At 63.6% G+C, this 12,020-nt stretch carries 10 protein-coding genes and 1 tRNA gene; all 11 read left to right on the top strand.

The window, feature by feature from the left end; genetic code table 11:
* The first annotated feature begins 71 nt into the window (after positions 1 to 71).
* The 11 genes from FS665_RS21730 to FS665_RS21780 all read left to right on the top strand — a co-directional run bounded on the left by FS665_RS21730 (position 72) and on the right by FS665_RS21780 (position 12,020).
* Positions 72 to 2,786, top strand: coding sequence for a FimV/HubP family polar landmark protein (locus FS665_RS21730; protein WP_145193185.1), 2,715 nt, complete (start codon positions 72 to 74; stop codon positions 2,784 to 2,786).
* Positions 2,787 to 2,886: 100 nt separating this feature from the next.
* Positions 2,887 to 3,741 (top strand): tRNA pseudouridine(38-40) synthase TruA, encoded by an 855-nt coding sequence (gene truA, locus FS665_RS21735; RefSeq protein WP_145193187.1) that lies wholly within the window; start codon positions 2,887 to 2,889, stop codon positions 3,739 to 3,741.
* A gap of 60 nt (positions 3,742 to 3,801) precedes the next feature.
* Positions 3,802 to 4,422, top strand: a complete 621-nt coding sequence (locus tag FS665_RS21740) for a phosphoribosylanthranilate isomerase (protein ID WP_145193189.1) — start codon at positions 3,802 to 3,804, stop codon at positions 4,420 to 4,422.
* A 214-nt stretch (positions 4,423 to 4,636) separates the two neighbouring features.
* On the top strand, positions 4,637 to 5,530 hold the full coding sequence (accD, locus tag FS665_RS21745; RefSeq protein WP_145193191.1) for an acetyl-CoA carboxylase, carboxyltransferase subunit beta: 894 nt from the start codon (positions 4,637 to 4,639) through the stop codon (positions 5,528 to 5,530).
* Positions 5,530 to 6,816 (top strand): bifunctional tetrahydrofolate synthase/dihydrofolate synthase, encoded by a 1,287-nt coding sequence (gene folC, locus FS665_RS21750; RefSeq protein ID WP_145193193.1) that lies wholly within the window; start codon positions 5,530 to 5,532, stop codon positions 6,814 to 6,816. The genes accD and folC overlap by 1 nt, the downstream gene beginning before the upstream one ends.
* Before the next feature lie 4 nt (positions 6,817 to 6,820).
* Positions 6,821 to 7,474, top strand: a complete 654-nt coding sequence (locus FS665_RS21755) for an SPOR domain-containing protein (protein WP_145193194.1) — start codon at positions 6,821 to 6,823, stop codon at positions 7,472 to 7,474.
* Between the two features lie 167 nt (positions 7,475 to 7,641).
* Complete coding sequence (locus FS665_RS21760) at positions 7,642 to 8,199, top strand: CvpA family protein (RefSeq protein WP_145193196.1); 558 nt, start codon at positions 7,642 to 7,644, stop codon at positions 8,197 to 8,199.
* Positions 8,200 to 8,241: 42 nt separating this feature from the next.
* Positions 8,242 to 9,747 (top strand): amidophosphoribosyltransferase, encoded by a 1,506-nt coding sequence (purF, locus tag FS665_RS21765; protein WP_145193198.1) that lies wholly within the window; start codon positions 8,242 to 8,244, stop codon positions 9,745 to 9,747.
* 16 nt (positions 9,748 to 9,763) lie between these two features.
* Entirely contained in the window at positions 9,764 to 10,975 is a 1,212-nt protein-coding gene (locus FS665_RS21770; protein ID WP_145193200.1) for an O-succinylhomoserine sulfhydrylase, read from the top strand.
* Positions 10,975 to 11,745, top strand: a complete 771-nt coding sequence (locus tag FS665_RS21775; protein ID WP_178108388.1) for an SDR family oxidoreductase — start codon at positions 10,975 to 10,977, stop codon at positions 11,743 to 11,745. Before FS665_RS21770 ends, FS665_RS21775 begins: the two co-directional genes overlap by 1 nt.
* 199 nt (positions 11,746 to 11,944) lie before the next feature.
* A tRNA-Val gene (locus tag FS665_RS21780) sits at positions 11,945 to 12,020 on the top strand.

Genomic DNA, 12,020 nt, shown 5'->3' on the forward strand with positions numbered 1-12,020 from the left:
AAGATACTGGCGAGCACTGTGTTCCGCGCCACCCGCCGGTTTTCGGGACGATTCATACAAGGGAAGAGGTCATGCTTCGAATTCGCAAACTGGTTCTGGCCATGGCGGCAGCTTCCGCGCTGACGTCGGGCATGGCGAATGCCCTCGGGTTGGGCGAGCTGACGCTGAAGTCGGCGCAGAACCAGCCCCTGGACGCCGAGATCGAACTACTCGATGTGCGCGACCTCACTGCAGCCGAAGTGGCGCCAAGCCTGGCGCCGCCTGAAGAATTCAGCAAGGCCGGGGTCGAGTTTGCCAACTACCTGCAAGACCTGACCTTCACCCCCGTGATCAATCCCAATGGCAAGAGCGTGCTGCGCGTCACCTCCAGCCAGCCGCTGCCCGGGTCGGTGGTCAAGTTCCTGGTTCAGGTGATGTGGCCGCAAGGTCGCTTGCTGCGCGATTACAGCGTATTGCTCGACCAGGCCAGCGCCCAGGGCCAGCAGCCTGGCGCCGCCAACGTCAATCCAGCAACCAGCAGCGCTGGCAGCTATACCACCAAGCGTCGCGACACACTGTGGCAGATTGCTGCACGCAATACCCAGGGTGGCGGCTCGGTGCAGCAGACCATGATCGCCATCCAGGCACTGAACCCTGATGCCTTCATCGGCAACAATATCAACCAGCTCAAGGTCGGCCAGGTATTGCGCTTGCCCGACCCGCAGCAGATCCAGAGCATCCCGCAAGGCGAAGCCAACCGTGAAGTGGCCGAGCAATACGCCGCCTGGCGTGAAGGCCGCCGCCTCGGGCCACGCGCACGGCAGCTCGATGCTACCCGCCGCGGCGCTGCCGATGCTGCCCCGGAGCGCATCGCCCAGGGCGACAACCTGCGCCTGGTCAGCCCCGCCAATCAGCCTGCTGGCAACAATGCCAAGGCGCTCAACGACAAGCTTGCCGTGGCTCAGGAAAGCCTGGATACCAGTCGTCGCGACAACGACGAGCTGAAGAGCCGCATGAGCGACCTGCAAAGCCAGCTGGACAAGCTGGAAAAACTGATCCAGCTGAAGAACGACCAACTCGCGCGCCTGGAAGCTCAAGGCGCAGCGCCCGAATCCGCACCGGCACCGGCAGCCGATGCGCCAGCGGTCGCCACCTTGCCCGGCGAGCCGGCACCGGCGCAGCCCGTGGAAGCCCAGCCAGCCCCTGTCGAGCCGGTCGTGACCCCGGCGCCGGCGGCGGTGGATACCGCGCCACCAGCGCTCGCCAGCGAAGCACCTGCCCCGGTGGCCGATCAGCCGGCTCAGGGTCAGCCCAGTGCCTTGGACGAAATGCTCGGCAATCCGCTGATACTCGGCTTGATCGCCGGCTCCGCGTTCCTGGTGTTGTTGCTGCTGCTGTTGCTGCTGGCGCGTAAACGCAAAGCCCAGCAGGAAGCCGAAAAACACCTGCGGATGGCCCGCGCCTTGGCCGATGAAGGCGAGCGCAACCCTGATCTCGACCTGCCGCCGAGCAGCTTCGATGGCCTTGAGGTGTCAGCGCCAAGCGTTACCCTGTCGCCAGCCGTGGTTGCGGCCTCGGCTGCCGCTGCCACTGCTGCTGAACGCCCAGCGACGCCGGCCGCAGTCGCTGCCGTCGATGAGGGTCCGAGCAGCCTCGATCCGAATGAGGCGCTGCTCGCCGAAGTCGATCTGAGCATCTCGCGCGGCCGGCTGAACCATGCCGCGGATCTTCTGGAAGGCGCGATTGCAACGCAGCCGCAGAATGAAACGCTGCGCCTGAAGCTGATGGAGGTCTACGCGCGTCAGGGCGACCACAGCGGCTTCGTCGAGCAGGAGCGTACATTGCTTGACAGCCCCGCCAACGCGGCCCAGGTCAATGACCTCAAGGCGCGTTTTCCTGCCATGCTGGGCCTGGCTGCCGCAGGTCTGGGTGCTGCAGCGCTGGCCGCAGAGATGGATCAGCAGTACGTCGAGGACCTGCTCCAGGACACGCCGCCAGCGGCGGTCGATAGCGCGGCTGAAGCTGCAGATGCGCTCGAAACGCAGGTCCCGGTGGAACCCGAGCAAACGTCCCAGGCCGAGCTCGACGCGGCGGCAGAAGCGTTCAGCGAAACCTCGGTACTCGACGACCATGCGCTCGCCAGTGCCTTTGATCTGAGCCTGGATGACGATTTACCGGTCGATGATCCACTCGAGCCGCCGGTGCTGGGGCAGACGCCACCCCTGGAGTCTGCAGTCACCGCGCCAGCCGATGCCGATGACGATTTCGAAGCCATGCTCGCCCAGGCTCAAGCGCAGACGCAAAGCGCCGATGACCTGGCCGATTTCGACCTGGACATTGCCGAGCCGAGCAGCGCTGGGGCTGATGAAGCGCCCGTGGACGTTGCTGCCGAGCTCGCTGCGTTCGATACCTTGCCCGAATTCGATCCGATCTCCGAACTCGAACTGCCCGATGATTTCGATCTTTCGCTGTCGCTTGAGGACGATTCACCGGCGGTCCAGAGCTTCGCCTCGGAGATGAGCGACGTCAACGCCGAACTGGACAAGCTGTCGCAAAGCCTGGAGACGCCGTCGTTGGAGCCGCATTTCGGTGCAGAAGACGCCGCCGCCGAGCTTGAACCGCTGGACGATCTGGATTTTGACTTCTTCTCCGGGGCCGACGAGGTGGCGACCAAGCTGGACCTGGCGCGGGCCTACATCGACATGGGTGATCAACAGGGCGCTCGCGATATCCTCGATGAAGTGGTCAAGGATGGTGACGACGGTCAGCGTTCAGAGGCCCAGGACATGCTCTCACGCCTGGTCTGAATAGCGCGTGCGACCCCAGCGCAGTTGCAACGGCAGCCCAACAAGGCTGCCGTTGTCGTTATAATCCCCGCCATTTCACAGACCCACAGGTTTCAGGCTCTTGGATATCATCGACCCCGCCGCCACCGAATCGGCCGCCGAAGGCTTCACCCGCATAGCCCTGGGGGTGGAATACAAGGGCTCGCGCTACCGCGGTTGGCAACGTCAGGCCAGTGGCGTGCCGAGTGTTCAGCAGGCGCTGGAACAGGCGCTGTCGAAAGTCGCCAACGAGCCCATCAGCGTCATCTGCGCCGGGCGCACCGATGCCGGCGTGCACGGCTGTGGCCAAGTCGTGCATTTCGACACACGCGCCGTGCGCGACGAGCGTGCCTGGACACTGGGGACCAATTTCAACCTGCCGCACGATATCAGTGTGGTCTGGTCGCGGCCGATGCCCAGCGACTTCCATGCGCGCTTCAAGGCCTGTGCCCGGCGTTACCGCTACGTGATCTACAACGACCCGATCCGCCCGGCGCACCTGGCCGAAGAGGTGACCTGGAACCATCGCCCGCTGGATGTCGAGCGCATGGCCCAGGCCGCCCAGCACTTGCTCGGCACCCACGATTTCAGCGCGTTCCGCGCCAGCCAATGCCAGGCCAAGTCGCCGATCAAGCACATTTACCACCTGCGCGTGACCCGCCACGGCCGAATGATCGTGCTGGATGTGCGTGCGACCGCATTCCTGCACCACATGGTGCGCAACATTGCTGGCGTGCTGATGACCATCGGCGCGGGCGAGCGCCCAGTGCAATGGGCCGCTGAAGTGTTGCAAGGCCGCGACCGCCGCGCAGGTGGCGTGACCGCGCATCCCTACGGCCTGTACCTGGTGCAGGTGGAGTACCCCGAGGCGTACCCCTTGCCCGAGCGTTACATTGGCCCACACTTTCTCAGCGGTTACGAGGCCCTGGCCGACTGACGCATCAGGCGTCATTTGTTACCATCTGGGCCCTCACTTGCCACCCAAGGTCTGTACTCCATGCACACTGTTCGCAGCAAGATCTGCGGCATTACCCGCATCGAAGACGCCCTGGCAGCCGCTGACGCGGGCGCCGATGCCATCGGTCTGGTCTTCTATGCCAAGAGTCCGCGAGCGGTAGATGTACGTCAGGCGCGGGCGATCATGGCCGAGTTGCCGCCGTTCGTGACCACCGTAGGCCTGTTCGTAAACGCTTCACGCTGCGAGCTTAACGAGATCCTCGAGGCGCTGCCGTTGGACCTGCTACAGTTCCACGGCGACGAGACACCGGCCGAGTGCGACGGTTATCAGCGCCCCTGGATCAAAGCCCTGCGTGTACGTCCCGGCGATGACCTGGAGGCCGCTTGCCAGCACTACGCCAACGCCCGTGGCATCCTGCTCGACACATATGTGCCGGGTGTGCCGGGGGGTACTGGCGAGGCCTTCGACTGGTCCCTGGTGCCGCAGCGGCTGAGCAAGCCGATCATTCTCGCCGGCGGCCTTTCGGCCGCCAATGTCGGCCAGGCGATCACTGAGGTTCGGCCTTTTGCGGTGGACGTCAGTGGCGGGGTCGAACAGGCCAAGGGCGTCAAGGATGCAGCCAAGATCGCAGCCTTCGTTCGGGCCGTGAAGCAGGCGTGATGGCAGATGTGACGGCTGGCGGCGCGCCATCGTCCATAGCTTGCGCAGCCCTGCGGGGTGGCCGGCGGCACGTTCCGCGGCCTGCACACATATTGAAGACGGCGCGCTGCGCAGGCATGCCCTGCAGCCGGGCCGTCATCGTTTCATAAAAGAGTTAAGGGCAGGGCATGGCCGGCCGACCGGCCCCCGTCCGCCAATACTGGAGAGAGAAAGCATGAGCAACTGGTTAGTCGACAAACTGATCCCTTCGATCATGCGTTCCGAGGTGAAGAAGAGCTCGGTGCCGGAAGGTCTGTGGCATAAATGCCCAGCGTGCGAGGCCGTGCTGTATCGTCCGGAGCTGGAAAAGACCCTCGATGTCTGCCCCAAGTGCAATCACCACATGCGCATCGGTGCCCGCGCGCGCATCGACATCTTCCTCGATGAAGAAGGCCGCGCCGAGCTGGGCGCCGACCTGGAACCGGTCGACCGCCTGAAGTTCCGTGACGGCAAGAAGTACAAGGACCGCCTGACCGGTGCACAAAAGCAGACCGGCGAAAAAGACGCCCTGATCTCCATGAGCGGCACCCTGATGGGCATGCCGATCGTGGTCAGCGCCTTCGAATTCTCCTTCATGGGCGGTTCCATGGGCGCCGTGGTCGGCGAGCGCTTCGTGCGCGCGGCCAACTATGCGCTGGAAAACCGCTGCCCGATGATCTGCTTCTCGGCCTCCGGCGGTGCGCGCATGCAAGAAGCGCTGATCTCGTTGATGCAGATGGCCAAGACCTCGGCAGTGCTGGCGCGCCTGCGTGAAGAGGGTATCCCGTTCATCTCCGTGCTTACCGACCCGGTGTATGGCGGCGTCTCCGCCAGCCTGGCAATGCTCGGTGACGTCATCGTCGGCGAGCCGAAGGCACTGATCGGCTTCGCCGGCCCTCGGGTGATCGAACAGACCGTGCGGGAGAAACTGCCCGAAGGTTTCCAGCGCAGCGAATTCCTGCTCGAGCACGGCGCGATCGACCTGATCATCTCCCGTGGCGAACTGCGCCCGCGTCTGGCCCGCCTGCTCGCGCAGATGACCGGCCAGCCGACGCCAGAGCAGGCCCGCGAGGCGGCTGCGGTCGCGTGATGAGCCAACGCACCCTGGGCGAGTGGCTCGCCTACCTCGAGCAACTGCATCCCTCGGCCATCGACATGGGGCTTGAGCGCTCGCAACAGGTGCTTGCCCGGCTGGCGCTGGGCAAATTGGCGCCGCGCATCGTGACGGTGACGGGCACCAACGGCAAGGGGTCCACCTGCGCCTTCGTGGCCTCGTTGTTACGCGCCCAGGGCTTGAAAGTGGGCGTGTACAGCTCGCCGCATCTGCTGCGCTACAACGAGCGGGTGCTGATCGATGGACGAGAAGCCAGCGACGCGCGCCTGTGCGAAGCATTCGCCGCCGTCGAAGCGGCGCGTGGCGATACTTCCATGACCTACTTCGAAATGGGCACCTTGGCTGCGTTCTGGCTGTTCGAGCAATCGCAACTCGATGCCGTGGTGCTCGAGGTGGGTCTGGGTGGCCGGCTGGATACCGTGAATGTGGTCGATGCCGATATGGCCCTGGTGACCAGCATTGGCGTCGATCACGTCGATTATCTGGGCGATACCCGGGAAAAGGTGGCGTTCGAAAAAGCCGGGATCTTCCGCCCCGGCAAGCCTGCACTGTGCGGCGACCTTGATCCACCCAAGCCATTGCTGGACAAGGCCAAAGCACTGGCGGCGCCACTGTCGCTGCGCGGCCGTGATTTCGAGCTGAGTGTTGCCGAAGCGGCCTGGCACTGGCGCGGGACCGCCGCCGACGGCACCGAGGTCGCGTTGCGCGATCTGCCGTTGCTGGATCTGCCTATGGAAAATGCGGCCCTGGCCTTGCAAGCCTATCTGTTGATGGGCCTGTCCTGGGACCCGGTCCAGATCAGCCAGGCACTGCGCGACACCCGCATCGTCGGGCGTCTGGATCGTCGCCAGGTGATGTGGCAGGGCAGGGCGGTGGAGTTGCTGCTCGACGTGGGGCACAACCCGCATGCGGCGCAGTATCTGGCTCGCCGTCTGGCGGCTCGGCCGCTGAAGGGGCGTCGCTTGGCGGTGTTCGGCCTGCTGTTCGACAAGGACCTCGACGGGGTCATCGAACCGTTGCATGGGCTGATCGACGACTGGGCGGTTGCACCGCTGGACACGCCGCGCAGCCGCACGGCCGCCGAGCTTGCCAACGCCTTGACGAACCATGGCGCAACCGTGAAGTCTTATGCCAGCGTCGACGCGGCCCTAGAAGGGCAATGCGCGCTGGCGACGGCGGATGACCAGATCCTGCTGTTCGGTTCGTTTTTCTGCGTCGCCCAAGCCCTGGAATGGCTGGAGCGGCAAGCCCTGGAGGGGTGATCAAATGGCAGTGCTGGACAAAGGGGTGAAGCAGCGCATGGTCGGTGCGTTGGTGCTGGTGGCGCTGGCGGTGATCTTCCTGCCCATGTTGTTCACTCGCCAGGACGAAATGCGCCAGGTACAGGTCGATGCGCCGCAAGCGCCGGCCATGCCCAGCTTGCCAGAAGTCAAGGTCGACCCGGTTGCCGTTCCTGAGCCCCAGCCATTGCCAAGCGAGCCTGAGCAAGCGCCGGTGGTCGTCGATGAGTCCAGTGCGCCTGCAACTCGGCCTAGTCAGCCGATCACGCCATCGCCACAGACCCAGGCGCAAGCTCCAGCTCAACCGCAGGCGCAATCCCAGCAAGCTGCGCCATCCGCGCCCAAGTCCACGGCAGCCACCGCCACAGCGAATGCGCCGTCGAAGATCGATGCCAATGGCCTGCCGGTCAGTTGGTCGGTCCAACTGGCCAGCCTGTCCAGCCGCGCGGGTGCTGAAAACCTGCAGAAAACCCTGCGCAGCCAAGGCTACAACGCCTACATTCGCACTGCAGGTGGGCTCAATCGGGTGTTCGTAGGGCCGCTGATCGAGCGCGCCGAAGCGGACAAACTGCGCGAAACGCTCAATCGCCAGCAGAAACTCAATGGCTTCGTGGTGCGTTTCCAGCCGGAAAAAGGCTGACGTACCGGTTGCGCCACACCGTTGGCACTGGCAGATCAGTGCCAACACCTTCACCTAGCTGAGTGAGCAGGATCTGCATGACGGCGAGCAAACCAGCCGACATTCCGCTTACTCCCAGCCTTTCCCTCTGGTAAAATGCGCCGCCTCAAATACCTGCAGGCAGCACCGTGGCCTTTACCCTGGTTGATTGGGCGATCATTGCGATCATCGCCGTCTCCACACTGATCAGTCTCAAGCGCGGCTTCGTCAAAGAAGCGCTGTCGCTGCTTATCTGGATTGTTGCGGGCGCGGTCGCCTGGATGTTCGGTGGCTCGCTTTCGGTGTACCTTGAGAGCTACATCCAGACGCCGTCGATGCGGGTCATCGCCGGTTGCGCCATTCTTTTCGTCGCCACCTTGCTGGTCGGCGCCATGCTCAACTTCCTCATCGGTGAGTTGATCCGGGTGACGGGCTTGTCGGGTACCGATCGTTTCCTGGGCATGGCCTTCGGTGCTGCGCGGGGTGCGTTGCTGGTGGTAGTGGCGGTTGGCCTGCTCAGTCTGGGGCCTGTGCAACAGGATGCCTGGTGGCAGGAATCGCGGCTGATTCCACAGTTTCTTCTGATCGCTGACTGGTCGAAAAACCTGATCCTGGGTTTCACCGGTCAGTGGGCTTCCAGTGGGGTGATCAGCGCTCCGGCTGATCTTCCATTCAAGGAGCAGTTACTCGGGCCGGCTAAGCCCTGAGCACTGTTCGTTCAAGTTTCATCAAAGTAGGGGTTGCGTCGCATGTGTGGCATCGTCGGTATCGTCGGTAAGTCGAACGTCAATCAGGCGCTGTATGACGCGCTTACGGTCCTCCAGCACCGCGGCCAGGATGCTGCCGGTATCGTGACCAGCCACGACGGCCGGTTGTTCCTGCGCAAGGACAATGGCCTGGTGCGCGATGTCTTCCAGCAGCGTCACATGCAGCGCCTGGTGGGCAACATCGGCATCGGCCATGTGCGCTACCCAACGGCAGGCAGTTCCACCTCGGCCGAGGCGCAGCCGTTCTACGTCAACTCGCCGTACGGCATCACCCTGGCGCACAACGGCAACCTGACCAACGTCGAGCAGCTGGCCAAGGAGATCTACGAGTCCGACCTGCGCCACGTCAACACCAATTCCGATTCGGAAGTGCTGCTCAACGTGTTCGCCCATGAGCTGGCGGTACGCGGCAAGCTGCAGCCGACCGAGGAAGACGTGTTCGCTGCGGTGTCCCATGTGCACAGCCGCTGCGTCGGTGGCTACGCGGTGGTGGCCATGATCACCGGTTACGGCGTAGTCGGTTTCCGTGATCCGAACGGCATTCGGCCAGTGGTCTTCGGTCAGCGCCACACCGACGAAGGCGTGGAATACATGATCGCTTCTGAAAGCGTGGCCCTGGACGTGCTCGGCTTCACCCTGATCCGCGACCTGGCGCCTGGCGAAGCCGTCTACATCACCGAAGGTGGCCAGCTGCACACCAAGCAGTGCGCGAGCGCCTCGAAACTGCAACCGTGCATTTTCGAACACGTATACCTGGCCCGTCCCGACTCGATCATCGACGGCATCTCGGTATACAAGGCGCGTCTGCGCATGGGTGAAAAGCTTGCCGACAAGATCATGCGCGAGCGCCCTGAGCACGACATCGACGTGGTCATCCCGATTCCGGATACCAGCCGCACGGCCGCACTGGAACTGGCCAACCGGCTGGGCGTGAAATTCCGCGAAGGCTTCGTCAAGAACCGCTACATCGGCCGTACCTTCATCATGCCTGGCCAGGCCGCACGCAAGAAATCGGTGCGCCAGAAGCTCAATGCCATCGAACTGGAATTCCGCGGCAAGAACGTGATGCTGGTGGACGACTCGATCGTCCGCGGTACCACCTGCAAGCAGATTATCCAGATGGCGCGCGAAGCCGGCGCCAAGAATGTCTACTTCTGCTCCGCTGCCCCTGCGGTGCGTTACCCCAACGTCTACGGCATCGACATGCCGAGTGTCCACGAACTGATCGCCCACAACCGTACCACCGACCAGGTGGCCGAGTTGATCGGCGCCGACTGGCTGGTCTACCAGGATCTGCCGGACCTGATCGATTCGGTCGGTGGCGGCAAGATCAAGATCGATCACTTCGATTGCGCAGTGTTCAACGGTGAATACGTCACCGGTGACATCGACGAGGCTTACCTCGATCGTATCGAGCAGGCCCGTAATGATCTGGCCAAGGTCAAGAACCAGGCTGTCAGCGCGATCATCGACCTCTACAACAACTGATTTTGGGAGCGACGGCATGACGGACCAATGGGATGCCGGGCGACTGGACAGCGATCTCGAGGGTGTCGGCTTCGACACCCTGGCGGTGCGCGCCGGTCAAAACCGTACACCGGAAGCAGAGCATAGCGAAGCGCTGTTTCTGACCTCCAGCTATGTATTCCGCACGGCAGCCGACGCTGCAGCGCGGTTCGCCGGTGATACGCCGGGCAATGTCTACTCGCGCTACACCAACCCCACCGTGCGCGCCTTCGAGGAGCGTCTGGCAGCGATGGAGGGCGCCGAGCAGGCCGTGGCAACCTCCACCGGCATGTCGGCATTGCTCGCCGTGGTGATGTCGCTGTGCAGTGCCGGCGATCATGTGCTGGTCTCGCAAAGCGTGTTCGGCTCGACCATCAGTCTGTTCGAGAAATACCTCAAACGCTTCGGTTTGCAAGTGGACTACGTGCCGCTGGTCGAGCTTGGCGGTTGGGAAAAAGCGATCAAGGCCAACACCAAGCTGCTGGTCGTCGAATCGCCGTCCAACCCGCTGGCAGAATTGGTCGATATCGCCGGGCTCGCCGAAGTCGCTCACGCCCGCGGTGCCATGCTGGTGGTGGACAACTGCTTCAGCACTCCGGCGCTGCAACAGCCGCTCAAGCTCGGCGCCGACATCGTGTTCCACTCAGCCACCAAGTTCATCGACGGCCAAGGTCGCTGCATGGGCGGGGCAGTGGCGGGCCGCGCCGAGCAGATGAAAGAAGTGGTTGGTTTTCTGCGTACTGCGGGGCCGACCCTCAGCCCGTTCAATGCCTGGATCTTCACCAAGGGCCTGGAAACCCTCAAGCTGCGCATGCGCGCGCATTGCGAGAGCGCCCAGCGCCTGGCCGAATGGCTGGAGCAGCAACCGGGCGTCGAGAAAGTGCACTACGCCGGCCTGCCGAGCCATCCGCAACACGAGCTGGCCAAGCGCCAGATGAGTGGTTTCGGTGCGGTGGTGAGCTTCGAGGTCAAAGGTGGCAAGGAAGGCGCCTGGCGCGTCATCGACGCCACCCGTGTGGTGTCGATCACGACCAACCTGGGCGACAGCAAGACCACCATTGCCCACCCGGCAACCACCTCCCATGGCCGCCTGTCGGCGCAGGAACGTGACGCCGCAGGCATTCGCGACAGCCTCATCCGCGTTGCCGTAGGCCTGGAAGACGTTGCCGACCTGCAGGCGGACCTCGCCCGTGGACTGGCAGCGCTGTGATGGAAATCAGGGGCGGGGCGCCAGGCCATAACGGACGGGTTGCCCTGGTCACCGGCGCCGCTCGCGGTATCGGCCTGGGGATCGCCGCCTGGTTGATCTGCGAGGGCTGGCAAGTGGTGCTCAGCGACCTTGATCGCCAACGCGGTGCCAAGGTAGCCAAGGCGCTGGGTGACAATGCCTGGTTCATCAGCATGGACGTTGCCGAAGAGGCCCAGGTCAGTGCCGGGGTGTCGGAGGTGCTGGGCCAGTTCGGTCGCCTGGATGCGCTGGTGTGCAATGCGGCCATCGCCAACCCGCATAACCAGACGCTGGAGAGCCTGAGCCTGGCACAGTGGAATCGGGTGCTGGCAGTCAATCTCAGTGGCCCGATGTTGCTGGCCAAGCATTGCGCGCCGTACCTGCGTGCGCACAATGGGGCCATCGTCAACCTCACCTCCACCCGAGCGCGGCAGTCGGAGCCGGACACCGAGGCCTATGCAGCCAGCAAGGGCGGCCTGGTGGCCTTGACCCATGCCCTGGCCATGAGCCTGGGCCCGGAAATCCGAGTCAATGCGGTGAGCCCCGGCTGGATCGACGCTCGTGACCCTGCGCAACGCCGTGCTGAGCCCTTGAGCGAAGCCGACCACGCCCAGCACCCGACGGGCAGGGTAGGGACGGTAGAAGATGTCGCTGCCATGGTCGCTTGGCTGCTGTCGCGCCAGGCGGCGTTCGTCACCGGCCAGGAATTCGTGGTCGACGGCGGCATGACGCGCAAGATGATCTACATGTAAGCCACAAGCTGCAAGTTGCAAGAGGGGACCGCAGGGTCCCTTCGTTATTTTCAGGCTTTCACGACCGCGCAAGCCCTGCGCGCTTTTTCTGGCAGCTTGCAGCTTCTAGAAAAAAATCCAATGGGGCTATTGACTTAGCGCTGACACCTGCGTAAATTTCGCGGCCTCAGCGAAGCAAACGCAACAAGCAACATCGCGAGGGTGATTAGCTCAGCCGGGAGAGCATCTGCCTTACAAGCAGAGGGTCGGCGGTTCGATCCCGTCATCACCCACCA

This window comes from Pseudomonas sp. URMO17WK12:I11, from assembly GCF_007677725.1.
In the GTDB taxonomy this organism is placed as follows: Bacteria; Pseudomonadota; Gammaproteobacteria; order Pseudomonadales; family Pseudomonadaceae; genus Aquipseudomonas.